The organism is Parerythrobacter aestuarii, from assembly GCF_030140925.1.
Taxonomy (GTDB): Bacteria; Pseudomonadota; Alphaproteobacteria; order Sphingomonadales; family Sphingomonadaceae; genus Parerythrobacter; species Parerythrobacter aestuarii.
In genome coordinates this window covers 25,794-50,339 of sequence record NZ_JARBWD010000002.1, presented here as the reverse complement: position 1 = coordinate 50,339, position 24,546 = coordinate 25,794, and the positions used below count along the sequence as shown (strand labels likewise).

Annotated in this window: 23 protein-coding genes; 4 read left to right on the top strand and 19 right to left on the bottom strand. The window is 62.6% G+C overall.

All coding sequences use genetic code 11. The annotated features are described in order from the left end of the window. The first annotated feature begins 34 nt into the window (after positions 1 to 34). On the top strand, positions 35 to 928 hold the full coding sequence (locus QPW08_RS13315; RefSeq protein ID WP_284126398.1) for a phytanoyl-CoA dioxygenase family protein: 894 nt from the start codon (positions 35 to 37) through the stop codon (positions 926 to 928). Next, on the top strand, positions 929 to 1,648 hold the full coding sequence (gene ubiG, locus QPW08_RS13310; RefSeq protein WP_284126397.1) for a bifunctional 2-polyprenyl-6-hydroxyphenol methylase/3-demethylubiquinol 3-O-methyltransferase UbiG: 720 nt from the start codon (positions 929 to 931) through the stop codon (positions 1,646 to 1,648). On the opposite strand, the gene QPW08_RS13305 is transcribed toward ubiG, so the two are convergent. From QPW08_RS13305 to QPW08_RS13240, 14 genes are all read right to left on the bottom strand, one after another. After that, complete coding sequence (locus QPW08_RS13305) at positions 1,645 to 2,736, bottom strand: glycerophosphodiester phosphodiesterase family protein (protein ID WP_407674575.1); 1,092 nt, start codon at positions 2,734 to 2,736, stop codon at positions 1,645 to 1,647. The two genes, ubiG and QPW08_RS13305, sit on opposite strands and share 4 nt — an antisense overlap. Further along, positions 2,729 to 3,721, bottom strand: coding sequence for an AAA family ATPase (locus QPW08_RS13300; protein ID WP_284126396.1), 993 nt, complete (start codon positions 3,719 to 3,721; stop codon positions 2,729 to 2,731). The genes QPW08_RS13305 and QPW08_RS13300 overlap by 8 nt, the downstream gene beginning before the upstream one ends. Next, positions 3,718 to 4,290: a nicotinamide riboside transporter PnuC gene (pnuC, locus tag QPW08_RS13295; protein ID WP_284126395.1), complete on the bottom strand. Its 573-nt coding sequence runs from the start codon at positions 4,288 to 4,290 to the stop codon at positions 3,718 to 3,720. The genes QPW08_RS13300 and pnuC overlap by 4 nt, the downstream gene beginning before the upstream one ends. 4 nt (positions 4,291 to 4,294) lie before the next feature. Beyond that, positions 4,295 to 4,648: an ArsC family reductase gene (locus QPW08_RS13290; protein ID WP_284126394.1), complete on the bottom strand. Its 354-nt coding sequence runs from the start codon at positions 4,646 to 4,648 to the stop codon at positions 4,295 to 4,297. Between the two features lie 123 nt (positions 4,649 to 4,771). Further along, on the bottom strand, positions 4,772 to 5,245 hold the full coding sequence (ruvC, locus tag QPW08_RS13285) for a crossover junction endodeoxyribonuclease RuvC (protein WP_284126393.1): 474 nt from the start codon (positions 5,243 to 5,245) through the stop codon (positions 4,772 to 4,774). Positions 5,246 to 5,248: 3 nt separating this feature from the next. Next, positions 5,249 to 5,599 carry a DUF3147 family protein gene (locus tag QPW08_RS13280; RefSeq protein ID WP_284126392.1) on the bottom strand — a complete coding sequence of 117 codons (351 nt, stop codon included), beginning with the start codon at positions 5,597 to 5,599 and terminating at the stop codon, positions 5,249 to 5,251. Continuing rightward, positions 5,599 to 6,342 (bottom strand): YebC/PmpR family DNA-binding transcriptional regulator, encoded by a 744-nt coding sequence (locus tag QPW08_RS13275; protein ID WP_284126391.1) that lies wholly within the window; start codon positions 6,340 to 6,342, stop codon positions 5,599 to 5,601. Before QPW08_RS13275 ends, QPW08_RS13280 begins: the two co-directional genes overlap by 1 nt. A 92-nt stretch (positions 6,343 to 6,434) precedes the next feature. Continuing rightward, positions 6,435 to 7,238 (bottom strand): hypothetical protein, encoded by an 804-nt coding sequence (locus QPW08_RS13270; RefSeq protein ID WP_284126390.1) that lies wholly within the window; start codon positions 7,236 to 7,238, stop codon positions 6,435 to 6,437. Then, complete coding sequence (locus QPW08_RS13265; protein WP_284126389.1) at positions 7,235 to 7,768, bottom strand: hypothetical protein; 534 nt, start codon at positions 7,766 to 7,768, stop codon at positions 7,235 to 7,237. The genes QPW08_RS13270 and QPW08_RS13265 overlap by 4 nt, the downstream gene beginning before the upstream one ends. Positions 7,769 to 7,839: 71 nt before the next feature. Beyond that, positions 7,840 to 8,691 carry an alpha/beta fold hydrolase gene (locus tag QPW08_RS13260; protein ID WP_284126388.1) on the bottom strand — a complete coding sequence of 284 codons (852 nt, stop codon included), beginning with the start codon at positions 8,689 to 8,691 and terminating at the stop codon, positions 7,840 to 7,842. A gap of 5 nt (positions 8,692 to 8,696) precedes the next feature. Then, on the bottom strand, positions 8,697 to 9,044 hold the full coding sequence (locus tag QPW08_RS13255) for a heavy metal-binding domain-containing protein (protein ID WP_284126387.1): 348 nt from the start codon (positions 9,042 to 9,044) through the stop codon (positions 8,697 to 8,699). 12 nt (positions 9,045 to 9,056) lie between these two features. Further along, entirely contained in the window at positions 9,057 to 9,308 is a 252-nt protein-coding gene (locus QPW08_RS13250; RefSeq protein ID WP_284126386.1) for a hypothetical protein, read from the bottom strand. Positions 9,309 to 9,359: 51 nt separating this feature from the next. Next, positions 9,360 to 9,596: a DUF2312 domain-containing protein gene (locus tag QPW08_RS13245; protein ID WP_160673385.1), complete on the bottom strand. Its 237-nt coding sequence runs from the start codon at positions 9,594 to 9,596 to the stop codon at positions 9,360 to 9,362. An 80-nt stretch (positions 9,597 to 9,676) separates the two neighbouring features. Then, the gene (locus tag QPW08_RS13240; RefSeq protein ID WP_284126385.1) at positions 9,677 to 9,988 is read right to left on the bottom strand and encodes a DUF1244 domain-containing protein; all 312 of its coding nucleotides are present in this window, start codon (positions 9,986 to 9,988) and stop codon (positions 9,677 to 9,679) included. Positions 9,989 to 10,038: 50 nt separating this feature from the next. Here QPW08_RS13240 and pyk point away from each other — a divergent pair, with 50 nt between their 5' ends. Beyond that, entirely contained in the window at positions 10,039 to 11,493 is a 1,455-nt protein-coding gene (pyk, locus tag QPW08_RS13235; RefSeq protein ID WP_284126384.1) for a pyruvate kinase, read from the top strand. A gap of 115 nt (positions 11,494 to 11,608) precedes the next feature. Here pyk and gltX read toward each other — a convergent pair whose 3' ends face one another. Continuing rightward, a complete protein-coding gene (gene gltX / locus QPW08_RS13230) occupies positions 11,609 to 12,958 on the bottom strand; it encodes a glutamate--tRNA ligase (protein ID WP_284126383.1) in 1,350 nt (449 codons plus the stop codon). Between the two features lie 44 nt (positions 12,959 to 13,002). Between gltX and QPW08_RS13225 the strand changes: the two genes are divergently transcribed. Continuing rightward, on the top strand, positions 13,003 to 14,148 hold the full coding sequence (locus QPW08_RS13225; RefSeq protein ID WP_284126382.1) for a serine hydrolase domain-containing protein: 1,146 nt from the start codon (positions 13,003 to 13,005) through the stop codon (positions 14,146 to 14,148). Between the two features lie 95 nt (positions 14,149 to 14,243). Here QPW08_RS13225 and rpoC read toward each other — a convergent pair whose 3' ends face one another. From rpoC to QPW08_RS13205, 4 genes are all read right to left on the bottom strand, one after another. Then, entirely contained in the window at positions 14,244 to 18,533 is a 4,290-nt protein-coding gene (rpoC, locus tag QPW08_RS13220; protein ID WP_284126381.1) for a DNA-directed RNA polymerase subunit beta', read from the bottom strand. Between the two features lie 68 nt (positions 18,534 to 18,601). Continuing rightward, positions 18,602 to 19,396, bottom strand: coding sequence for an FkbM family methyltransferase (locus QPW08_RS13215; protein WP_284126380.1), 795 nt, complete (start codon positions 19,394 to 19,396; stop codon positions 18,602 to 18,604). A 51-nt stretch (positions 19,397 to 19,447) separates the two neighbouring features. Next, complete coding sequence (gene rpoB, locus QPW08_RS13210) at positions 19,448 to 23,632, bottom strand: DNA-directed RNA polymerase subunit beta (RefSeq protein WP_284126379.1); 4,185 nt, start codon at positions 23,630 to 23,632, stop codon at positions 19,448 to 19,450. Positions 23,633 to 23,900: 268 nt separating this feature from the next. Beyond that, entirely contained in the window at positions 23,901 to 24,521 is a 621-nt protein-coding gene (locus QPW08_RS13205; RefSeq protein WP_284126378.1) for a TetR/AcrR family transcriptional regulator, read from the bottom strand. Between the last annotated feature and the right edge of the window lie 25 nt (positions 24,522 to 24,546).

The following is a 24,546-nucleotide window of genomic DNA, read 5'->3' as shown; positions in this document are numbered from 1 at the left end:
CAATAGCGTTGATTGAACCGAAGGAGAGATCGCCATGCCCGAGCTCAAGCACTTCACAACTGACGTCGCACCGGACATGATCGTGCAGGCATTGCGAGAGGACGGGGCCTGCATCATCGACGACGCTATGGCACCGGGACAGCTCGACCGGCTCATGGCCGAGATCATGCCCTATGTCGAAGCGACCGACATGGGCAGGGACGATTTTACTGGCCGCCAGACGACCCGCACCGGAGCGCTGGTGGCGCGGAGCGAAGCCTGCCGCGAGCTGGTCATGGATGAGCGGCTGATCGGTGCCTGCGACAGCTTTCTCAAGGACTTCTGCGACACCTACCAGCTGCACCTGACTCAGCTGATCCGGATCTTTCCGGGGCAAGGCGAGCAGCCGCTCCACCGCGACCGACTGGCATGGGGCGGCTATCTGCCAGCGTCGCTGGAGCCGCAGCTCAACACCATCTGGGCGGTCACGGACTTCACCCGCGAGAACGGAGCGACGCGCGTGGTGCCCGGTTCCAACCGCTGGGACCCGGAGCGACGCGCTGAAGAGGACGAGATCGCCTTTGCCGAGATGACGACAGGGTCGGTGTTGGTCTATTCGGGCTCGGTCATCCATTCGGGCGGCCGCAACCAGTCGGACAGCGACCGGATGGGCCTCAACATCACCTATTGCCTGGGCTGGCTGCGGCAGGAGGAGAACCAGTACCTCTCCTGCCCGCCGGAAATCGCCAAGGACTTCGCGCCGGAATTGCAGGCACTGCTGGGATACGCCATGGGCAGCTATGCGTTGGGCTATTTCACCCCGCCCTTGCCACCCGGCGAAGGGCCCGAAGTGACCCCACCTGATTGGCTGTTCGGCAGCAATGCCAAGGCCTGGGGCGACAGCCTGTTCGACAGCGTCAACGAACGCGCCAAGAAGGGAGCGATGTGAATGACCACCACCATCCGGCCTGAAGAAGCCGCGCATTTCGGCGCGCTGGCGGCGGAGTGGTGGAATCCCAAGGGCTCCAGCGCGATGCTGCACCGGCTCAATCCGGTCCGGCTTGGCTTTATCCGCGAGGCCATCGACCTTCACTGGGGCGGCGATATCGATTCTCCTTCCCCGCTCGAGGGCAAGACCGCGCTCGATGTCGGCTGCGGCGCAGGGCTGCTGTGCGAGCCGCTAGCGCGGCTGGGCGCCGATGTAACCGGCGTAGATGCAGCGGCTGAGAATGTAGCGGCAGCGAAGGCACACGCGGAGGGTATCGGGCTTTCAATCGACTACCGGCATGGAGAGCTAGCTGCGCTGGGACTTGGCGGGTTCGATCTCGTCACCTGTCTCGAGGTCATCGAGCATGTCGCCGACAAAGAGGCCTTCCTCGCAACGCTGGTCGAACGCCTTGCGCCCGGCGGGCTGATGATTCTTTCCACGCCCAACAAGACCGCGCAATCACGCCTGCTGCTGGTCGGCGCGGCGGAGGCTGTGGGTGCCATTCCCAGGGGCACGCATCATTGGGAAGATTTCATCGCTCCCGACGAGTTGACGGAAATGCTGGAGGCACTGGGCCTGACCGTCACCGAGACCCGCGGTATCGCTTTCTCGCCGATGAAGGGCTTGCACCTGAGCGAGGACCAGTCGCTGAACTACATCTTGAGCGCCAGTCGAGGTTAGTCCTTCCAGAATTCCCCGGCACACCAGCCGTTCCAGACCTTTCCAGGTTCTTCGACAATCTCGCGGGGATTGTCCGTGAAGATGCCATCGACACCGACCTTGCGCAGCGCGACGTAGACCTTGTTATAGCACCCCTCGGCTGCATCACCGCCTGGGCGGTGTCGGTCCGGAGGCAAGAACGCGTTCTCTTTGCGCAGAGTCCATGCATGCACTAGCAGACCTGCTTGTCTGGCATCGTCGGCCATAGCGGTCGCTGTCAGGTCATCATTCAACAGCAACCGCATGTTCACGCCGACTCCGTCGGCATAGGTGGCAATATCCGCCAGCCCGCTTGGTGTTGCCATATCGGCATAGGTCATCCCCAGAACGTCTGCCGGGCCGCCGTCCACGTTGATCAGCTGCACCAGCCTGAATTCGCTGCGCTGGTTGAGCCGACGCAGCGGTTCGATCTCGAAGCTCTGGATAAAGACCGGATCCTCCGCTGTGATCCCGAGCCGTTTCAGCTCCAGCAGCAGCAGGTCGACCGTGTCGAACCCTTCGGCCTGAAGCAGGAACTCGGGATGCTTGAGCTCCGGATAGAGCCCGATGCGCCGCCCGGTCTCGGCTTCCTTCGCCCGTACCAGCTTGACGATCTCTTCCAGCGTCGGGACCTGGTACAGCCCGTCATAGCGCGCGTTCTGTGGGCGGATCGTGGGGATGCGTTCCTTGGCGCGCAAGGTTCGCAACTCGGCCAGCGTGAAGTCTTCCGCGAACCAACCCGCGACATTGCGCCCGTCGATGAACTTGGTGCGATTGCGGTCGGCAAATTCCTCGCGGCTGGCGACATCGGTGGTGTCCGATAGCTCGTTCTCGTGCCGCGCCACCAGCACACCGTCCTTGGTCACAACGAGGTCGGGCTCGATGTAGTCCGCGCCCTGGTCGATGGCGAGCTCATAGGCGGCCAGCGTATGCTCGGGCCGCTCGCCGCTGGCCCCGCGGTGCGCGATGACGATGAAGTCGCTGTCCTGCGACCAGGCAGGCGCCATGGGCAGCGCCAACACTGCCACCGCCACCGCCATGACCGCCAGCAACAATCGCCAATCAAGCATTCTCGCCATCCATCAATCCTATCGCGCGTTTCACGGCATCGAGCCGCTCCTGCCCCTGTCCCGCAATGCGGGTGAAGGGGACATGAGCATCGAGCAGCACCTGCTCCGCTATCTTTGCGAAACGGTGACGTTCATCGGGATCGGCGAAGTAGCGCGTCCCGTCATCGACCCATGGCAGGTCCGGCTCCATCAGCAGGTAGTGATCCGCCTTGGGCATCTGCATCAGCTCGTCGGGCCGCTCGCCCAGCAGCATCTCGCACCACGCCGCCGTCATCAGGGCATCGGTATCGAGCAGCAGAACCGGCCCGGCCCAGCGCTCAGTCGCTTGCGCCATTGCCTGCTGCGCGCGCCCGATCAGCAGCAGGTCATGCATTGTCAGCGGAGCGGTATGCACTTCGCAGTGACTGCGACCATATTCGGGCACGGTGATGATGCCATGCTCCGCTGCCAAATGCGCAGCGAGTGTCGATTTGCCGGTGCTCTCGGTCCCGTGCAGGCAGATGCGCTTGCGATAATGCGCCTGCACAGGCGCGGGCAACAGGTCCCAATGCGTGGGCGGATCGGCCCGCACCGCACTGGCCGAAAGCCTCGACAACCGATCCTCCGCCATGCCCAATATCCGGCCACCAAGCGGCACGAAGACTCCACCAACGGTCTGCGCGAGTTCGGCACCATAGGCCTCACCGGCAAAGACATAGTCGATCGGTTCCGGGTGGGATTCAGCGACAATCCCGCGCCAGATCGGCCAGAAGTCTGCACTCTCTTGCGGTTCCTGCGGCACCACTGCGCCATGACCGACCACGCGGCAATCGGGGAACATCTGGCGCATCCATGCCAGCCGCTGCTCACCCGGGATCGAATCATCGGGCAGCCAGCACACCAGCACCGTCAGCTCGTCCACCAGAACGCGCGCCGCCTCGATCAGCGCGATGTGTCCGGCATGCGGTGGCATGAACTTGCCGAGCAGGAAGCCGCGCTTGCTCACGCGACCGCTTCGCTCTTGCGCTCGGCCCGTATCCACTGAATCAGGCCCATCGTCGCGAGGATCAGGAATGCACCATAAAGCCCTGCAGTCAGCTGCAAACCGCGCTCGATGTAGAGGAAGATCGCGCCCACATTGATCGCGATCCACAGGATCCAGTTCTCAATCCGGCGGATGGAGAGCAGGATCTGCGCCACCACGCTCGCCCCGGTGATCGCGGCATCGGCATAGGGCATCGCCGCATCGGTGAAGCGCGCCATGCCCCAGCCGACCGTCAGCGTAACCAGCGCCACCGCTAGCAGCGATCCGAACCGTGCCGGCCATTCGAGCCAGCTCACTTCTACGGCTTCGACCAGCCCGCCTGCGCGAGCCCACAGCCACCAGCCCCATGCCTGCACGACGAAGAAAAACACCTGCAAGACGGCTTCACCATAGAGCCGCGCTTCCCAGAAGATCAGCATATAGAGCGCGACCATCGCCATCCCGAACGGGTAGTTCCAGATGCTGCGCCGCACGACCAGGCCGACATTGGCCAGCCCGAGGATGACCGCGATGATCTCCAGCGTGTTCACCGCATCAGCTCCAGGCGTTTTCCCACTCGCTCTCATTGAAGCCGATCAGCACGCGCTCGCCATCCTCATGCTCGGCGACCGGACGCTTGATCATGCTCGGATGCACGACCATCAATTCGATGGCCTTGTCGCGGTCGATGTCGGCCTTCTCGGTATCGCTCAGCTTGCGAAAGGTCGTCCCGCGCCTGTTGAGCAGCACTTCCCAGCCCACCGCATCGGCCCAGCGCGCGAGATTGGCGGCGTCCGCGCCTTCCTTCTTGTAGTCGTGGAAGGTGTAATCGACACTCTTCGCCTCGAGCCACTTGCGGGCCTTCTTGATGGTGTCGCAATTGGGGATGCCGTAAACGTGGATTGTCATTTTTCACTCGTCATTGCGAGCAGCCGCGAGGCTGCGCGGCAATCCAGGGCCAAACTCCGAGGCGCGCAGTTTCGTCCATGGATTGCTTCGTCGCTGCGCTCCTCGCAATGACGGGGTTGGGGGTCAAGCGCTTGGCGTCAGATGCGCATCTGCAATGGCGACCGCCAGCGCATCGGCGGCGTCCGCCCCGGCAATCTGCGCACCGGGTAGCAGCACCTTCAACATCGCCTGTACCTGGGCCTTGTCCGCCCCGCCGGTGCCGACAACAGCTTTTTTGACCAGCCGCGCCGCATGCTCGTTGACGCTCAGCCCGCCTGCCGCACAGGCCGCCAGCACACAGCCCCGCGCCTGCGCCAGCTTGAGTGTCGATTGCGGGTTCTTGTTGACGAAGATCTCTTCCGCCGCCGCCCGGTCGGGCGCATGCGCAGCAATCACCGCGCGGATGGCATCGTGCAAATGGTGTAGCCGCTCGGCAATGGGCGCCTTGGCATCGGTCTTCACCTGGCCATTGGCGACATGCGCAATGCGCGATCCCTCGCTGCGGATCACGCCCCAGCCCGTGCAGCTGAGCGAAGGGTCAAGGCCGAGGATGAACATGGATTAGAGCCGCAGCCCCAGCCGCGGTCCGAAGTGCACCATAGCGAGGTAGAGCGCGACCGTGAGCACGCAGCCCGCCGCAAGCGAGACCCAGAACCCATAGCCCTGCCGCAGCATGAGCGGGATCAGGAGGAACATCGGCAGGCTGGGCAGCACGAACCAGAAGGTCGATTGCGCATGGACTGCCATGTTCTTGGCATCGGGTCGGGAAAACCACAGGAAGATCATGCCCAGGATCGAGACCAGCGGCAGCGACGCGATCAACGCTGCTGCTGTCGGCAACCTGCGCCCGACTTCGGCAATCGCCGCGATCATGGCACCGGCCAGCAGCGCCTTCGCGACGAAACTCCACATCAGTCGAGCTTCTCCATGACTTCGTCCGAGATGTCGTAATTGCCCCAGACGGTCTGGACGTCGTCATCGTCGTCGAGCGCGTCGACCAGTTTTAACAAGGTGCTGGCGTCCTTTTCGTCGAGCTCAACGGTCAGGTTGGGCTTCCACGCCAGCTTTACTTCCTTGGCTTCACCGAGCGCGGCTTCGAGCGAAGTGGCGACTTCATGCAGGTCTTCGGCAGCGGTCCATATCTCGTGACCGTCCTCGGAAGACTGGATATCTTCGGCCCCGGCTTCAAGGGCTGCCTCAAGCACCTTTTCCTCGTCGCCTGCCTCGGCACCGTATTCAATGTAGCCGAGCCGCTCGAACCCATGCGCGACCGATCCTTCAGTGCCAAGGTTGCCGCCGTTCTTGCTGAATGCGGTGCGAATCGAAGTCGCAGTGCGGTTGCGATTGTCGGTCAGCGCTTCGACGATGATCGCGCTGCCACCTGGGCCATAGCCCTCGTAGCGCACATTCTCGTAGCTCTCGCCGTCATTGGCCGAAGCCTTGTCGATCGCGCGCTGGATGTTGTCCTTGGGCATGGACTGCGCCTTGGCGGTGTTGATCGCGAGCCTGAGGCGCGGGTTCATGTCCGGATCGGGCGTGCCCATCTTGGCCGCGACAGTGATCTCGCGGCTGAGCTTGGAAAACAGGTTGGAGCGTTTCTTGTCCTGCGCACCCTTGCGGTGCATAATATTCTTGAATTTGGAATGGCCTGCCATGGGAACTCTTGGTGTTTGGCTGATGGAATGCTGCGCGCGGCCTAGCCCAGCAGAACCCGCGCTTCAATCGTGCAATGCCCCGCAGGCTGAAGTCATTCCCCGGCCCGCTCCGGAATCACAACCCGACCGCGATCATATTCGAGCACCCCGGGGATCGGTGCAAGGCGGTTGACGCTGGCCGCGCCGGGCTCGGCAAACATTCCGACCGGATGATATTCGGCGAGCACCGAGGGCAAGCCTTCGATCGCTGTTGGCACCGGGTCGCCGGCCTTCGCCGGGATCAACGCCTGGCCCAGGACGAAGCCATATTGCGACATCTGCTTGCCAAGATTGTCTTCAAGATTGGGGACCGGCGAGTCTTCATGCACCTTGTCAGCAAACAGAGCGCCCATCCGCGTGATGGTGCCGGGCGCAGCATCGAACTTGACCGTGCCGAGGCAGTTACAGGTTGCGAGACCGCGCGTGGAAACTGCGACCCCATAGAGCACATACGTGCCCGGCGGGACTTCGACGAGGAAGGTGTCGCTTTCTTCCAGTGGCTTGCCCATGTCGACCGCGAAGGTGTTTTGCACCCCGTCCCACGAAAACTGGAATTCCTCGAAACTCTCGACGGGGCCGCCCTTGGCCTTACGCTTGAGCTTGGGCAGTGCCTTTTCATAGGCCAGACGCTTGGCCTCGCGGTAGAGCGCGATCTCCGGCTCTGTCGGCACCCGCATGAAGACATGGGTAATCTTCATGACACCAGACTTGGCTCGGCTCGAATCGAACAGCAAATAGGCCTTGTCAGGCTGGAGCGCAGCTGGTGCCACTGTGTGGTTGGCGACGCCTTCAGCATCCTTGGCCCACGCAGGAGCGGCAGCCAGCAACAGGACGATAGCGGAAATCAGCGTTTTCATTCAGTCACCTGCGGTGCTTGCGGAGCGGGGTTGGTGGCAAGCGTGGCCTGCATGATCATGCTCTTGGCAGGTTCGGCGTCCCAGATCGCGTCATAGGCGGCTTCATCCATCGCGTAGCGCACATAGCCGCGCCTCTCCATGCACAGCCGCATCTTGTTGTTGCGCAGCCCGCGCTCCAGCTTTGGCAGGATGATGGCCGATATGGCGGCCCCGACCAGTCCAAAGGCGTTGCCGCCCTGCGCAACCTTGCGGTTGTTGTCTTCCACCCAGGGTACGAAACCTGGCAGGGGCAAATACGATCCGGTAACAAGCACGCTGCGGCACTCGGCAAAATCGAGCAGCGCATCGTCAAACCCGATCTCTGCATTGTGGAAGAAGAAGAACTTGTAGCCATTCTTGGCCACCTGTGGATCGTCACCATAGGTGATCGCTGGCAACTCGACAGCATCCTTGTCAGGCAGGCTCTCTTGCGCCGCAAGACTCTGCGGCACGACGAGCGCGAGACAAGCCAGCATCGGGATGATTCTCATAATCTACGACCTCCTGCGTCGCCGTGGGGCGTCGCCTGCAATCCGCACGGGTGCGGTTTTTCGGCTGTGAGTCAAGTCGGCAGGTGCTGCTGCAGGAAAGCCAACACAGCAGCGTTGAAGGCATCGTTCTTGTCGCCCGCCACCATGTGGCCCGCGTCGCTGACGTCGATGGCTTGTGCATGGGGGACCATCGCTTGGAACTCGGCGATGCTTTCGTCCGAGACGATATCGCTGAGCTTGCCGCGCACCACCAGCACGGGGAGCTGGTGCATGTGCCCCAGTCTCTCGGTCGAGCGCAGCAATGGCTCGCGAAAGTCGCGCGGGTTCTCGACATCGAACATCACCGGGTCCCAATGCCAGTAGAGCCGCCCGTCCTCTCGCAGGCGCAGGTTCTTCATCAAGCCTCTGGGGTCCTTGGGGCGCGGACGCTCTGGGTAATAGGCGGCGACGGCATCGGCGGCGTCCTCCAGCGAAGCGAAGCCAGCATGATGCGCGTTCATGAAGCTGGTGATGCGGGTGACGCCCTCGGGCTCCATCTGCGGGACGATATCGACCAACACCAGCGCCTGTGGCCACGCGCCCTCACCAATGGCATGGATCGAAGTCAGCCCGCCCATCGATGCACCGACCAGCGCATAGGGACCCGGGATGGCATCGGTGACAGCGTGGATATCGGTGACGCGGTCGGCGATGGTGTAGGCGCGGTTCGTGGACCAGTCGCTCTCGCCATGGCCGCGCGCGTCCATATTGGCGACGCGGTATCCGGCGTCGGCCAGCGCATACATCGCCTTGGCCCAGCTGTGCCGGGTCTGCCCGCCGCCGTGCATGAGGATGACGAGCGGCGCGCCCTCGGGCCCGAGCACATCGCCGACCAGCGTCAGCCCGTCGATGCTGGTGAATTCGGTACGGACGGCTTCGGCCAAGCGTTTCAGACCTTCACCGCAGTGCCGCTGGCGCTGACCATCAGCATCGAGCCCGTATCGCCGATGACTTCGTAATCGAGATCGATCCCGACCACGGCATTGCCGCCGCGCGCCGCGCATTCGGCCTGCAGTTCCTCGATCGCCTGGTTGCGGGCATCGGCCAGGATCCGTTCGTAGCTGCCCGAACGGCCGCCCACGATATCGCGGATATTGGCGAACAGGTCGCGGAAGATGTTCGCGCCGACGATCACTTCGCCAGTGACGATGCCGAGGTACTGCTGGATCGGCTGACCCTCGATGGTGGGAGTGGTGGTAACGATGACACCGCGCGCGTCTTTCCATGGGCCGGCCATCCGGGCTTCCTCCTATGCCTTGCTGCGGCGGCGATTTCCGAAATGCCGGAAGAAGCCCCCGATGAAACCGAACATGGCTCCGATCTGCCATGCGGGGACAATCTTCCCAAACAGCATTTCCGACATATTGTCGAAGACCTGCGGGAACACCAGTCCGCCCAGCCAGCCAGCTGCGGCTCCGAGCACCATCAGGACAAGCGCAGACAGCGCGGCGACGAGCGGCACCAACAGGAGGCCGACAGCGAGTGCGATCAGTTTTTGCATAGGTGTATTAGTGGGTTAAATCACTTGCCGAGTCAAGGATTTCGCCATCAATCACCCCATCCCGAGCGCGGCCTTGTACGTATCGAGGATCATTTCCTGCTCGCTGCGATCGTCAGGCTTCATCTTCCGCAGGCGCACGATCTGGCGCATGATCTTGGGGTCGTAGCCGACCGCCTTGGCCTCGGCATAGACGTCGCGGATATCGTCGGCGATGCCCTTCTTTTCTTCCTCGAGGCGTTCGATGCGCTCGATCAGCAGGCGCAGGCGGTCGTCGGTGGCTTCGGCCATGATGGTCTCCAAGAATCAGGTGAGAATCAGTTGGGGGCTCGATAGCCAGACCGCGCGCGCGATTGAACCGGGTGGGAAAATTATTCCTGTGCGTTCTTCGCAATGCTGGCTTCCATCGCCGCCAGCTGTTCCTCGGTCGCAGGGGTCTGGCGGGTTGCTTTCCACCTCTCCATCGGCATGCCGTGGATCAGCTCACGCGCGGCCGCCTTGTCGCCATCATAGCCCCCATCGCGAATCCAGTCGGCGAGGCAATTGCGGCAGAAGCCTGCCAGCCCCATCAGCTCGATGTTCTGCGCGTCGTGGCGATGGCGCAAGTGCCGCACCAGCCGGCGGAAGGCAGCGGCGGCAACCGCATCGTCCAAAGCGTCGAGAGAGTCTGCATTCGTATCCATTGAAACCAATTCCTTGAGTTGCAACACAGCTATGTCATAGCGTTGCCCCGATGCAAAAGTTCGATCCTCGTGGCCGCAAGGTCAAGATCCTCGCAACGGTTGGCCCGGCCAGCCGCGATCCCGAAATGTTGCGCCGCCTGTTCAAGGCCGGGGCAGACGCCTTCCGCGTCAACATGAGCCATGGCGACCACGCCACCCATGCCGAAACGATGAAGGCAATCCGCGAGCTCGAGCGCGAATTCTACCGCCCCGTCGCCATCCTCTGCGACCTGCAGGGGCCCAAGCTGCGGGTCGGCACATTCAAAGACGGCAAGGCGGTCATCCGCCATTCGGGCCACTTCACGCTCGACCGCAATCCCGAGCCTGGCGACGAAACTCGTGTCGAACTGCCGCATCCCGAACTGTTTGGCCTCATGAGCAAGGGCGACCGGCTGCTGATCAACGACGGGAAGATCCGGCTGGTGGTGAAGGAGGCCGATGACGAGCGGATCTTCTGCTCGGCCGAAGTTGGCGGGGTTATTTCCGACCGTAAGGGCGTGAATGTACCCGATGCCGAAGTGCCAATCCCGGCGCTGACCGGCAAGGATCGCAAGGACCTGGCCTTCGCGATGGAGAACGGGGCCGACTGGATCGGGCTTAGCTTCGTCCAGCGCCCCGAAGACCTTGCCGAAGCGCGAAAGTTGATGGGCGGTAAGGGCGCTCTCTGCGCCAAGATCGAGAAGCCGATGGCCGTGCGCCGGCTCGACGAGCTGATCGAGATGTCCGACGGGATCATGGTCGCGCGCGGAGACCTGGGCGTTGAGCTGGAGCCGCAGGAAGTCCCGCCACTGCAAAAGAAGATCGTCAACGCAGCACGCCTCAAGGGCAAGCCGGTGATTGTCGCCACGCAGATGCTGGAATCGATGATTGAAAGCCCGGCCCCGACCCGTGCCGAAGTCTCCGACGTCGCCAACGCTGTCTATGACGGGGCCGATGCAGTAATGCTGAGTGCAGAGACCGCTGCCGGCGAATGGCCCGAGGAAGCCGTTACCATCATGCACAAGATCGCGCACCAGGTGGAACGCGATCCGGACTATATCGAGCGGGTTCGCCTGCTCGATACACCGCCCGATCCCACCACTGCCGATGCACTGGCGCACGCCTGCATGACCATTGCCGACACAGTGAAGATTGGCGCCATTACCGTTTTCACGGGAAGCGGTTCGACGGCCCGGCGGGTCGCGCGCGAGCGACCGAGCGTGCCAATGCTGGTCCTGACCCCGTCGATGCGCACCGCCCGGCGCATGGGCCTGCTATGGGGCGCGCATGCGGTCGCGACCAAGGATATCGGCAGCTTCGAAGAGATGATCGCCAAGGGCAAGCGCATGGCGCTGCGCCACGGATTCGGCGAAGCGGGCAGCAAGCTGATCGCGCTGGCCGGCGTGCCGTTCGGGACCCCGGGCAGCACGAACCTGCTGCACATCGTGACGCTGAGTGGGGATGAGCTGGAGAAGTACGAGGGGTAGGCTCTATGTCTACCTCGCTTCGTCATCCCGGACTTGATCCGGGATCCCACTTCTTGGTGGCGATGTGGTTCTGAAAGAAAGCGGGACCCCGGCTCGGAGGCGGGGATGACGGGGATTAGAGATTGGCGGCGGTTTTCAACCGCGCCCGCGCCTCCTCTTCTCCAATCAGAGGCAGCAGTTCGCCCATATCCGGGCCGTGGTTCATGCCCGTAAGCGCCTTACGCAGTGGCAGGAACAGCGCCTTGCCCTTGCGGCCCGTGCTGTCCTTGAGCTTGGCGGTGACCGCGTGCCACGGGTCGTCTCCCCATTCGAGCGCATCGGCGGCCTCGGCGAGATATTCCCGATCCTCGTCCGAGAACTCCACCTGCTCGATGGGTCCGGTGACCAGCCGCCACCATTCACCCGCCTCTTCGACGGTCGAGAGGTTGGGCTGGATCGCATGCCAGCCGGCGGCATCGATCCCTTCGGGCAGGCGGTCTTTGACTGCATCGAAGGTCATTGCATGGACAATGGCCGTATTGACCCGCTCCAGCTCGGCATCGTCGAACTTGGCGGGAGCGCGCCCGAAGGTCGAAAGATCGAATGTATCGAGCAGCAATTGGCGGTCCGCGATGGCCTCGACCGGCAGTGAAGTGCCGAGCCGCGCCAGCATCGCTACGATCGCTTCCGGCTCGATGCCCTTCTCGCGGAATGCGTCGCAACCAAGCGAACCGAGCCGTTTCGAGAGCTTGCCTTCCTTGCCCACCAGCAACGCCTCATGCGCAAGCTCTGGAGGATTTTGCTGCACTTCATGCTGCGCAGCATAAAGTGCGGTAAACATCTGAATTTGCACGGCAGTATTCGACACATGGTCCTCGCCGCGCAGGACATGGGTAATACCCATGTCGATATCGTCAACCGCGCTTGGCAACATGTAGAGCCATGAACCATCGGCGCGGCGGATCACCGGGTCGGACAGCGTCGCCGGATCGAATTTCTGTGGACCGCGCACGCCATCGTGCCAGCTGATCGGCTCGTCATGATCGAGCTTGAAGCGCCAGTGCGTGGCAATGCCCTCGGCTTCCTTGGCCGCGCGTTCCTCGTCGCTGAGCTTGAGCGCGCCGCGATCATAGATCGGTGGCAGCCCGCGCCCGAGCTGGATCTTTCGCTTGAGCTCAAGCTCCTGCGCAGTCTCATAGGCGGGATAGACACGGCCTGCCGTCTTCAGCGCCTCGAAGGCAGCTTCGTATTTCTCCAGCCGCTCCGACTGGCGCTCCTCGCCATCGGGCTCCAGACCCAGCCACGCAAGGTCGGCACGTATGGCCTCGACATATTCCTCTTTGCTGCGCTCGGCATCGGTATCGTCGATCCGCAGCAGGAAAGTGCCGCCATTCTTCTTGGCGAGCATCCAGTTGTGGAGCGCAGTGCGAATATTGCCGACGTGGAGCCGCCCGGTGGGCGAAGGGGCGAAACGGGTTGCTACCATGGCGCTTGCGCTAGCGGGATTTTCGCCACATTCAAAGCGCAACCATGAAGGGGAGAGCCATGGACGACAGCGATTTCACCCGCACCCTCGAAGCCGCCAACCTGCCCGGAGCAGCGGCGATGCTCGTCGATGCAGACGGAGTGCGATACACGCACGCCTTCGGCCATGCCGATGCCATCAACGGTACGCCAATGACGCTCGACACGCCGTGCCAGATCGCCAGCATGACCAAAGCCCTTGTGTCGGTAGGGGCGATGCAGCTGGTGGAGCAGGGCAAGCTCTCGCTCGACGATCCGGTCGATGACGTGTTGCCCGACCTGGCCGATCCTCAGGTGCTGACCGGTTTCGACGCCAGCGGCGCACCTGAGCTGCGTCCGGCCGCCCGCCCGATCACCCTGCGCCACTTGCTCACGCACACCGCCGGGCTGGGTTATTTCTTCATCCACCCGCAGATCCTGCGCTATTATGCCCACGCCGGAATGCCGGTGCCCGGTTCGCGCGACAGCGTGAAGATGCCGCTGATGTTCGATCCGGGTGACAGCTGGGAATACAGCGTTGGCACCGACTGGGTCGGGCTGGCAATCGAGAGCGCAACGGGCGAGCGGCTTCGCGACTACATGTCGGCCAATGTCTTCGCGCCGCTCGAAATGGCCAACACCGGCTTCCTCGATGCTCCGGCGGAAGGCGCGGCTACGGTGCACCGGCGCAAGCCCGAAGGCGGGTTCGTGGCTGAACCGATGTTCCTCGGCGGCGGAGAGTTCGACAGTGGCGGCGGCGGGCTGACCTCCACCGCGCCTGACTATGCGCGGTTCCTGCAGGCGATGCTGCGCGGCGGCGAACTGGGCGGCAACCGCATCCTGAGCGAAGATAGTGTCGCTGAGATGGGCCGCAACCAGGTCGGCGAATTGCGCGCGGGCTATATGGGCTCGGCCATGCCCGAGCTCGCCGCACCGTTCGACAACTTTCCTGACATGCACACCGGTTGGGGCCTGGGCTTCCTGATCAATCCCGAGCGGGGACCCAATGGCCGCTCACCCGGCAGCCTCGCCTGGGCAGGGATCTTCAACAGCTACTACTGGATCGATCCCACCGAAGGTGTGGGCGGCGTGTTCGTGTCGCAACTGGCGCCGTTCGGCGACCAAGGCGCGCTTGACTCTTTCGGGGCGCTGGAGCGGATGGCTTACGCGTGACGTGCTTGGCTGAAGCCAACGCGTGATGGGAGAAAGAAAAACCCCGCCGGAAGCGAACCTCCGGCGGGGTAATTCCTGTCAGCTGGAGAACCGGCTTACTCTTCGGTCGCCTCGGGAGCTTCCGGCTTGGCGTCGCCGCCGCCCATAGCAGCGGCCATGGCGTCGGCATCCATCACCTCGGCTTCCGGTTCCTTCTCTGCTTCGCCTGAGGCAGCGAGGGCTTCCTGCTGCTTCTTCCACTGCGCGCGCAGCGCAGCGTCGCGGGCCGAAGCGGTCACGCGCATACGGTTCATGCCTGCACCGGTACCGGCGGGGATCAGGCGACCGACGATAACGTTCTCCTTCAGACCGATCAGCGTGTCCTTCTTGCCTTCGACCGAAGCCTGAGTGAGGACACGGGTAGTCTCCTGGAACGACGCCGCCGAAATGAACGAACGGGTCTGGAGCGAAGCCTTGGTGATGCCGAGCAGGACCGGATTGCCGGTTGCCGGCTTCTTGCCCTTGCCAAGCTTGGCGTTGGCTTCGTCCATTTCTTCACGATCGACCTGTTCGCCCGGCAGCAGCACGGTGTCGCCGCCATCGGTGATCTCGACCTTCTGCAGCATCTGGCGAACGATCACCTCGATGTGCTTGTCGTTGATCTTCACGCCCTGCAGTCGGTAGACTTCCTGGATCTCGGTGCAGAGATACTCGGCCAGCGCTTCGACGCCCAGGACATCGAGGATGTCGTGCGGGTTCGGGCTGCCCGAGATCAGGGTATCGCCCTTCTTCACGAAGTCGCCTTCCTGGACGTCGATCACCTTGGTCTTGGGGATCAGGTACTCGACTGCTTCACCTTCCTCGGGAACGATCGCGATCTTGCGCTTGGCCTTGTATTCGCGAACGAATTCGATCTTGCCGGAAATCTTGGCGATGATCGCATTGTCCTTCGGAATACGCGCTTCGAACAGCTCGGCAACACGCGGCAGACCGCCGGTGATGTCGCGGGTCTTGGCGGCTTCACGCGAAGCACGGGCGAGGATGTCGCCTGCTTCGACGGTCTGGCCGTCTTCGACCGACAGTGTCGTACCCGGAGCGAGCATATAGCGCGCTGCTTCGTCTTCGCCGTCCTTGGCCCCTTCGTTGAAGAGAGTCAGGCGCGGACGCAGGTCTTCCTTCTTCTTGCGACCGGTGGCACGGTTTTCCGTGACGACACGCTGGGCGATCCCGGTGGCGTCGTCGGTCTGCTCTTCGAGAGTGGTGCCTTCGACGAGGTCCTGGAACTTCACGACACCCGACTGTTCGGTGATGATCGGCAAGGAGAACGGGTCCCATTCAGCCAGGCGATCGCCTTCCTTCACCTTGGCGCCATCCTTGTGCATCAGCACGGTACCGTAAGGAACCTTGTGGATTTCGCGCTCGCGGCCTTCAGCGTCGATCACCGCCAGCTCGCCGTTGCGAGCGAGGCTGAGAATGCGACCACGCTTGTCAACGATAGTCGGCATGTCGCGATATTCGACCTTACCGTCCGAAATCGACTCCAGGTGGCTGGTTTCGTTGAGCTGTGCCGCGCCGCCGATGTGGAAGGTCCGCATGGTCAACTGGGTGCCCGGCTCACCGATCGACTGCGCGGCGATGACGCCGACAGCTTCACCGATGTTTACCGGCGTACCGCGAGCCAGGTCGCGGCCGTAGCACTTGGCGCACACGCCCTGGTCGGCTTCGCAGACCAGTGGCGAGCGGATCTTGGCGACCTGCACTTCGGCTTCCTCGATGGCCTTGACCATCGGCTCGTCCATCAGCGTGCCGGCCTTGACGATGACTTCCCCGGTCTTGGCATTGACGAGGTCTTCGACCAGCGTACGACCAAGGATACGTTCACCGAGCGATGCGATCACCGAACCACCCTGCACGATCGCGCGCATTTCCAGCGCGTTGTCGGTCTTGCAGTCTTCCTCGACGATGACGCAATCCTGCGACACGTCGACGAGACGGCGAGTCAGGTAGCCCGAGTTCGCGGTCTTGAGCGCGGTATCGGCGAGGCCCTTGCGCGCACCGTGAGTCGAGTTGAAGTATTCAAGGACGGTCAGGCCCTCCTTGAAGTTCGAGATGATCGGGTTCTCGATGATCTCGCCCGACGGCTTGGCCATGAGGCCGCGCATGCCGGCGAGCTGCTTCATCTGTGCCGGCGAACCACGCGCGCCCGAGTGGCTCATCATGTAGATCGAGTTGATCTGCGATTCCTTGCCATCCTTGTCGAAGGTCTGCGACTTGATCTCCGCCATCATGGCGTCGGCCACCTGGTCGCCACAGCGGCTCCAGGCGTCGATCACCTTGTTGTACTTTTCCTGCTGGGTGATCAGGCCGTCCTGATACTGCTGCTCATAGTCGGCAACCAGCTTCTTGGTTTCCTCGATCATGCCTTCCTTGCTGTCCGGAATGATCATGTCGTCCTTGCCGAAGCTGATGCCGGCCTTGAACGCGTGGCGGAAGCCGAGGACCATGATGGCGTCAGCGAACAGCACCGTGTCCTTCTGGCCGGTATGACGATAGACCTGGTCGATGACGTCGCCGATTTCCTTCTTGGTCAGGAGGCGGTTGACGATGTCGTAAGGAACCTTGTGGTTCTTCGGCAGGCATTCGCCGATCAGCATACGGCCCGGCGTGGTGACGAAGCGCTTCATTTGCGTCTTGCCGTCTTCATCGGCCTGCGGGACGCGAGCGATGATCTTGGTGTGCAGCGTAACCGACTTGGTTTCCAACGCCTGGTGGACTTCGGCCATGTCGGCAAAGCGCGGCAGCTTCTCGATCTTCTCACCGTTCTCTTCGATGAACTCGGGCGTCTTCTCCTGCCGCTCCATCGAGAGGTAGTAGAGGCCGAGGACCATGTCCTGTGAAGGCACGATGATCGGCTTGCCGTTGGCGGGCGAGAGGATGTTGTTGGTCGACATCATCAGCACGCGCGCTTCCAGCTGTGCCTCGAGGCTCAGCGGAACGTGGACAGCCATCTGGTCACCATCGAAGTCGGCGTTGAAGGCCGAGCAGACGAGCGGGTGCAGCTGGATGGCCTTGCCTTCGATCAGCACCGGCTCGAACGCCTGGATGCCAAGACGGTGAAGCGTCGGCGCGCGGTTCAAGAGGACCGGGTGCTCGCGAATGACTTCGTCGAGGATGTCCCAGACTTCCTTGCGCTCCTTCTCGACCCACTTCTTGGCCTGCTTGAGGGTCATCGACAGACCCTTGGCATCGAGACGGGCGTAGATGAACGGCTTGAACAGCTCGAGCGCCATCTTCTTGGGCAGGCCGCACTGGTGCAGCTTGAGCTCCGGCCCGGTCACGATGACCGAGCGGCCCGAATAGTCGACGCGCTTGCCGAGCAGGTTCTGGCGGAAGCGACCCTGCTTGCCCTTGAGCATGTCGCTGAGCGACTTGAGCGGTCGCTTGTTGGCACCGGTGATCACACGGCCGCGGCGACCGTTGTCGAACAGCGCATCGACCGATTCCTGCAGCATGCGCTTCTCGTTGCGGACGATGATATCCGGCGCGCGCAGCTCGATCAGGCGCTTCAAGCGGTTGTTGCGGTTGATGACGCGGCGATAGAGATCGTTGAGGTCCGAGGTCGCGAACCGGCCACCGTCGAGCGGCACCAGCGGGCGCAGCTCGGGCGGAATGACCGGAACGACTTCGAGGATCATCCATTCCGGACGGTTGCCGGATTCGATGAAGCTCTCGACGACCTTAAGGCGCTTGATGATCTTGGCGGGCTTGAGCTTGGACTTGGTGGTCGCCAGCTCTTCCATCAGGTCCTCTTTCTCCTGCTCGAGATCGAGGTCCATTAGCATGATCTTGACCGCTTCGGCGCCGATCCCGGCGGTGAAGGCATCTTCGCCATACTCGTCCTGCGCTTCGAGGAGCTCGTCCTCGGTCAGCAGCTGGAACTTCTCCAGAGGGGTCAGGCCCGGCTCGGTGACGATGTAGTTCTCGAAATAGAGAACCCGCTCGAGCTGCTTCAATTGCATGTCGAGCAGCAGGCCGATGCGCGATGGCAGCGACTTCAGGAACCAGATGTGTGCCACCGGAGCCGCCAGCTCGATGTGGCCCATGCGCTCGCGGCGAACCTTGGTGACAGTGACTTCGACGCCGCACTTCTCGCACACGACGCCCTTGTACTTCATGCGCTTGTACTTGCCGCACAGGCATTCGTAATCCTTCACCGGACCGAAGATGCGGGCACAGAACAACCCGTCACGTTCGGGCTTGAACGTCCGGTAGTTGATCGTTTCCGGCTTCTTGATCTCGCCGAACGACCAGCTGCGGATACGCTCGGGGCTCGCGATCCCGATCTGGATCTGGTCGAACGTTTCGGGCTTGGCCATCTGGTTGGTGAATTTGGTCAGTTCGTTCATGGCGTTTCTTCGGTTCCTGTGCGCCTTGCGGCGGCTTCTCAATTCATCGGGCGGGCGGCGGACTTGTGTCAGGTCATTCCGGATAGGGTGGGCGGCAATTGTATCGGGGGCCGGTCAGGGACATTGTCGGCATCGAGCGGATGCGGCAGCTGCGAGACCGGCTCACGTTTCTGCGAACGATCCTTCCGCAGCAGCGTCACTTCGACCAGCTCGAGCAGCTCGCCGTCGCGGGTGGCAAGCGGCTCGGCATGGTTGTTGGCATGCATGTGCACGACATCGAAATGCCGCGACAGGCGGGTAATCACGGGAGCCATCACCAGCCGACCAAAATCGGTGGCAAGGGCATCGAGATGATGCAGCTCCAGCACGATGACACGAAAGCGGCCGAGCAGCGCGTCGCTGGCCTGCGCCAGTGCGAGCCATTCATGCCCTTCGATATCCATCTGCAGCATGAGGTCTTCTGAGCCAGGCGCCTTGGCCGCGACCCAGTCGTCCAGAGTGATGGTGTCGCCGTGGCTGTCGATACCGATGTATTTCGGTTCGAAATCGTTGGCGGCGTCGTCGAGCGGCGAACGCTCGATCGACCCATCGGCCTGGAAGCTGCGGATACCACGCGCGATGCAGTCCCGCTCGAACTCGGCGGTGGTATCGACGCCCGGCGAAAACACGGCGGCAATGCCGTCGAGGTCGTCAGGCACGAGATAGCCACCGTCATGCGCGGCACCAAGACGCACCAGCTCATGCCCGGTCTCCACCGGGCGCAGACCCGCCAGCACAGCGCGCAGGGCTGCGCCATCCGGCTCGCGCCGGATAACGAGGCCCTGTGAACCGGCCAGGTTTCGGATCATCCTGCTGATACGCATCGTTCCGTGATCGCCTTCGCCGCAAAGCGAAGGCTGCCCACGTCCTCCTTGTTACTCCGCTGCGATCTTCAGGCCGTCGTCGTCCTCGTCATCGCCGTCGGACAGCGAGGAGAGTTCGACATTGAGGCCCAGCGAGCGCATTTCCTTGACGAGCACGTTGAAGCTTTCCGGAATGCCGGCTTCGAAGGTGTCGTCGCCCTTGACGATCGCTTCGTAGACCTTGGTCCGGCCAACAACGTCGTCCGACTTGACGGTGAGCATTTCCTGCAGCGTGTAGGCCGCGCCGTAGGCCTGGAGTGCCCAGACCTCCATCTCACCGAAGCGCTGGCCGCCGAACTGCGCCTTACCGCCCAGCGGCTGCTGGGTGACGAGCGAGTAGGGACCGATCGAGCGGGCGTGGATCTTGTCGTCGACCAGGTGGTGCAGCTTGAGCATGTAGATAATGCCCACGGTCACTTTGCGGTCGAACGCTTCGCCGGTGCGGCCATCGTAGAGGACCGACTGACCATCGCTGTCGATGCCCGCGGCCTGCAGTTCGGTGGTCACATCGCCTTCGCGCGCGCCGTCGAACACCGGAGTGCCCATCGGGACACCGGCGGTGAGGTTGCCGGCCAGCTCGATGATCTCGGCGTCGCTGCGTCCGGCGATATCGTCTTCGTAACGATCGCCATAGACTTCCTGCAGCTTGGCCTTGACCGCTTCCGGCGGCTTGCCGGCTTCGGGATCGGGGTTGGCTGCACGCCAGTCTTCCAGCGCCGCCTTGACCTGCTGGCCAAGCCCGCGTGCTGCGAAGCCCAGGTGCGTTTCGAAGATCTGCCCGACGTTCATGCGCGAAGGCACGCCCAGCGGGTTGAGCACGATATCGACCGGGGTGCCGTCCTCCAGGAACGGCATGTCCTCGACCGGCAGGATGCGCGAAATCACACCCTTGTTACCGTGACGGCCGGCCATCTTGTCGCCCGGCTGCAGCTTGCGCTTCACCGCGACGAAGACCTTGACCATCTTGAGCACGCCTGGGGCGAGTTCATCGCCACGCTCGAGCTTTTCCTTACGGTCTTCGAACTTGTCGTCGATGCCCTTGGCGGCTTCGTCATACTGCGACTTGACCGCTTCGAGCTGCGCCTGGCGGTTATCGTCGGCCACGGCAAACTTGAACCACTCGTGCTTGTCGATGCCCTCGAGCAGCTCTTCGTCGATCTTCACACCCTTCTTCACGCCCTTGGGCGCTGCCGAAGCGGTCTGGCCGACGAGCATGTCGCGCAGGCGGTTGTAGGTCGCCCGGTTGAGGATCGCGCGTTCATCCTGGCTGTCCTTGCGCAGGCGCTCGATTTCTTCGTGCTGGATCGCGCGAGTACGGTCGTCGATCTCGATGCCGTGACGGTTAAAGACACGGACTTCGACGATCGTCCCGGCCACGCCCGGCGGCAAGCGGAGCGAAGTGTCGCGGACGTCGCTGGCCTTCTCGCCGAAAATGGCGCGCAGGAGCTTCTCTTCCGGCGTCATCGGGCTTTCGCCCTTCGGCGTGATCTTGCCGACCAGGATATCGCCCGGGTGCACTTCGGCACCGATGTAGACAATGCCTGCCTCGTCGAGGTTGCGCAGCGCTTCCTCGCCGACATTCGGGATGTCGCGGGTGATGTCTTCCGGCCCCAGCTTGGTGTCGCGGGCCATCACTTCGAATTCCTCAATGTGGATCGAAGTGAAGACGTCGTCCTTCACGATACGCTCGGAGATGAGGATCGAGTCCTCGTAGTTGTAGCCGTTCCACGGCATGAACGCGACGAGGCTGTTCTTGCCCAACGCCAGCTCGCCAAGATCGGTCGACGGACCGTCGGCAATGATGTCGCCCGCTTCGACCGTCTCGCCGACCTTCACCAGCGGACGCTGGTTGATGCAGGTGTTCTGGTTCGAGCGCTGGAACTTCTGCAGCGTGTAGATGTCGACGCCCGACTGGCCGGGTTCGACATCGCCGATGGCGCGGATCACGATACGCGTGGCGTCTACCTGGTCGACGATGCCGCCGCGGGTGGCGGTGATCGCAGCGCCCGAATCGCGAGCCACGGTTTCTTCCATGCCGGTGCCGACCCACGGCGCTTCGGCCTTGACCAGCGGCACCGCCTGGCGCTGCATGTTCGAGCCCATCAGCGCGCGGTTGGCGTCATCGTTTTCCAGGAACGGAATGAGCGATGCGGCAACCGAGACGAGCTGCTTGGGCGACACGTCCATCAGCGTGATGGTTTCGCGCGGTGCCATCAGGTTGTCGCCGTTCTGGCGCGCCGAGATCAGCTCTTCGACGAAGGAGCCATCATCGTTGAGCTCGGCCGAGGCCTGCGCAACGGTGTGCTTCTGCTCTTCCATGGCGGAGAGGTAGATCACTTCGCTGGTGACCTTACCGTCCTTCACGACGCGGTACGGCGTTTCGATGAAACCGTACTTGTTGACGCGGGCAAAGGTCGAGAGCGAGTTGATCAGGCCGATGTTCGGGCCTTCCGGCGTTTCGATCGGGCAGATGCGGCCGTAGTGCGTCGGGTGGACGTCGCGCACTTCGAAGCCCGCGCGCTCACGGGTGAGGCCACCCGGGCCAAGCGCCGAAACGCGGCGCTTGTGCGTGACTTCCGACAGAGGGTTGGTCTGGTCCATGAACTGCGACAGCTGCGAAGAGCCGAAGAATTCACGCACCGCGGCCACGGCGGGCTTGGCGTTGATGAGGTCGTTGGGCATAACGGTCGAGACATCGACCGAGCTCATGCGCTCCTTCACCGCGCGTTCCATGCGCAGCAGGCCGACGCGGTACTGGTTTTCCAGCAGCTCGCCGACCGAGCGAACGCGGCGATTGCCGAGGTTGTCGATGTCATCGACTTCGCCCTTGCCGTCCTTGAGGCCGACCAGTTCCTTCACCACTGCGAGGATGTCTTCCTTGCGCAGCGTGGTGACGGTGTCTTCGGCATCGAGTTCGAGACGCATGTTGAGCTTGACGCGGCCGACAGCCGACAGGTCATAGCGTTCACCATCGAAGAACAGGCCTTCGAACAGGGCTTCGGCGGTTTCCTTGGTCGGCGGTTCACCCGGACGCATGACCTTGTAGATCGCTTCCAGGCCTTCATCGCGGTTCTCGGCCTTGTCGACCTGAAGCGTGTTTCGAATCCACGGACCGGTGTTGACGTGGTCGATGTCGAGCAGCTCGAGCGTGTCGATCCCGGCGGCGTCGAGCACTTCGAGGTTGTCAGGCGAAACTTCGTCGCCAGCCTCGATGTAGATGCGGCCGGTCTTCTCGTCGATCATGTCGAAAGCAGCGTAGCGACCGAAGATCTCTTCGGTCGGGAGCAGCAGCTCCTTGAGCCCGTCCTTCTGCGCCTTCCGGGCCTTCATCGGCGAAATCTTCTGGCCAGCCGGGAAGACTTCTTCGCCGGTCTTGGCGTCAACCAGCGCAAACGTTGGCTTGGCACCGCGCCATTGCTCGGCTTCGAACGGGATCTTCCAACCGTCTTTGGCGCGCTTCCAGCTGACGGTCTCGTAGAAATGATGAAGGATCTGCTCGCTGTCGAGGCCCAGCGCATAGAGCAGCGCAGTGACCGGCAGCTTGCGCTTGCGGTCGATCCTGACATTGACGATGTCCTTGGCGTCGAACTCGAAATCGAGCCAGGAACCGCGATAAGGGATCACGCGGGCGGCAAACAGCAGCTTGCCCGAGCTATGGGTCTTGCCCCGGTCGTGGTCGAACAGCACACCCGGCGAACGGTGCATCTGCGACACGATGACACGTTCGGTTCCGTTGATGATGAAAGTGCCGTTCTCCGTCATGAGCGGCATGTCGCCCATGTAGACGTCCTGCTCCTTGATATCGAGCACGGAACGGGTTTCGGTTTCCTGGTCGACTTCGAACACGATCAGGCGCAGCGTGACCTTCATCGGAGCGGCATAGGTGATGCCGCGCTGGCGGCATTCAGTGGTGTCGTATTTCGGCGGCTCGAGTTCGTAATGAACGAAGTCGAGCTCGGCCGTGCCGGCGAAGTCACGGATGGGGAACACGCTGCGCAGCGTCTTCTCAAGGCCGGAGACGTAATCGATCTCCTTGTTCGAACGCAGGAACTGCTCGTAGCTCTCGCGCTGGACCTCGATCAGGTTCGGCATCTTCACCACTTCGTGAATGTCGCCGAAAATCTTGCGGATACGCCGCTTGGCCGTACCTTCAGCTTTTGCTGCGGTTGCGGCTTTCGTCTTCGCCTTGCTTGCCATGGAGGAGTGTCGCCTCTTCTCAAATGTGCCAGCGGTTCATGCAGCCGCCGGCAGGAAAAATCCGTGTCGAACGCGAGAACTGGCCCATAAGAGACGCGAAAAGGCCGCAGCGAAGGCACACCGATCCCGGCGGCTAAAACTGCAGCTTCATCAAAGCGTCGCGATTATGGAACCCGCTGCTTCCTTCCCTGGAACGATTCCCGCGCATGAATCGCCCTTGCTCGAAGCGAGCGGTCGGGGGCGCATATAGGGAGCGTGTTGGAAAGGGTCAAGCGCAGTCAGGGCCATCTCGGCCAAGGCCGAAAGTATGACCGACGACCGCGCGAATGGAGGTCGGATCGTTGTCGATATGGCCAGCAAGGATCAGGTTCGAGAGCCCATGCACCAGCGACCATGCGTGCATTGCCGCGCTCGCGCGGTCGCTGTGAGGGCCGAGTTTGGGAAGGACGCTGGAAATCCCGGCCTGCAATTGCCGGAATGCTTCGTTGTCCCCACCTGCCTCGTCGGACAAATCGGTGCTCGCCTTGCGGGTAAAGGTCAGCGCGAAGAGCGCCGGGTTGGCCACGGCCCAACGCACATAGGCTTCGCCCGTCGCTAGGAAGGCTGCATCCTCGGTCGGCGCATTGGCCGCAGCGGCCTTCTGCGATTCGCCAAGCAGCCGCACCCCTTCGTTGGCGAGCGCATCGAGCAAGGCGTCCTTGTTGGCGAAGTGGCGATAGAGCGCGGTGGCGCTGACGCCCAAATCGCGGGCTATGGCACGCAGCCCAAGGTCGGGCACCTCCTGCGAGGCCAGTTTCTCAAGCCCAAGCGCCAGGGCCGCCGCGCGCAAATCACCATGGTGATAGCTCTCGTCCGATTTAATGTTGACAGTGTTATCATTTGCAGTCATGTTAACAGCATAAACATTCCGACCC

Excerpts from the sequence above, each read along its gene's own strand:
- QPW08_RS13265 (WP_284126389.1), bottom strand. The coding sequence starts at position 7,768 with ATGAGAATCATCCCGATGCTGGCTTGTCTCGCGCTCGTCGTGCCGCAG.
- QPW08_RS13315 (WP_284126398.1), top strand. The coding sequence starts at position 35 with ATGCCCGAGCTCAAGCACTTCACAACTGACGTCGCACCGGACATGATC.
- rpoC (WP_284126381.1), bottom strand. The coding sequence starts at position 18,533 with ATGAACGAACTGACCAAATTCACCAACCAGATGGCCAAGCCCGAAACG.
- QPW08_RS13225 (WP_284126382.1), top strand. The coding sequence starts at position 13,003 with ATGAAGGGGAGAGCCATGGACGACAGCGATTTCACCCGCACCCTCGAA.
- QPW08_RS13305 (WP_407674575.1), bottom strand. The coding sequence starts at position 2,736 with ATGCTTGATTGGCGATTGTTGCTGGCGGTCATGGCGGTGGCGGTGGCA.
- QPW08_RS13255 (WP_284126387.1), bottom strand. The coding sequence starts at position 9,044 with ATGGCCGGCCCATGGAAAGACGCGCGCGGTGTCATCGTTACCACCACT.
- QPW08_RS13245 (WP_160673385.1), bottom strand. The coding sequence starts at position 9,596 with ATGGCCGAAGCCACCGACGACCGCCTGCGCCTGCTGATCGAGCGCATC.
- QPW08_RS13205 (WP_284126378.1), bottom strand. The coding sequence starts at position 24,521 with ATGACTGCAAATGATAACACTGTCAACATTAAATCGGACGAGAGCTAT.
- QPW08_RS13250 (WP_284126386.1), bottom strand. The coding sequence starts at position 9,308 with ATGCAAAAACTGATCGCACTCGCTGTCGGCCTCCTGTTGGTGCCGCTC.
- QPW08_RS13280 (WP_284126392.1), bottom strand. The coding sequence starts at position 5,599 with ATGTGGAGTTTCGTCGCGAAGGCGCTGCTGGCCGGTGCCATGATCGCG.
- ruvC (WP_284126393.1), bottom strand. The coding sequence starts at position 5,245 with ATGTTCATCCTCGGCCTTGACCCTTCGCTCAGCTGCACGGGCTGGGGC.
- QPW08_RS13240 (WP_284126385.1), bottom strand. The coding sequence starts at position 9,988 with ATGGATACGAATGCAGACTCTCTCGACGCTTTGGACGATGCGGTTGCC.
- QPW08_RS13270 (WP_284126390.1), bottom strand. The coding sequence starts at position 7,238 with ATGAAAACGCTGATTTCCGCTATCGTCCTGTTGCTGGCTGCCGCTCCT.
- ubiG (WP_284126397.1), top strand. The coding sequence starts at position 929 with ATGACCACCACCATCCGGCCTGAAGAAGCCGCGCATTTCGGCGCGCTG.
- gltX (WP_284126383.1), bottom strand. The coding sequence starts at position 12,958 with ATGGTAGCAACCCGTTTCGCCCCTTCGCCCACCGGGCGGCTCCACGTC.
- rpoB (WP_284126379.1), bottom strand. The coding sequence starts at position 23,632 with ATGGCAAGCAAGGCGAAGACGAAAGCCGCAACCGCAGCAAAAGCTGAA.
- pyk (WP_284126384.1), top strand. The coding sequence starts at position 10,039 with ATGCAAAAGTTCGATCCTCGTGGCCGCAAGGTCAAGATCCTCGCAACG.
- QPW08_RS13215 (WP_284126380.1), bottom strand. The coding sequence starts at position 19,396 with ATGCGTATCAGCAGGATGATCCGAAACCTGGCCGGTTCACAGGGCCTC.
- QPW08_RS13290 (WP_284126394.1), bottom strand. The coding sequence starts at position 4,648 with ATGACAATCCACGTTTACGGCATCCCCAATTGCGACACCATCAAGAAG.
- QPW08_RS13275 (WP_284126391.1), bottom strand. The coding sequence starts at position 6,342 with ATGGCAGGCCATTCCAAATTCAAGAATATTATGCACCGCAAGGGTGCG.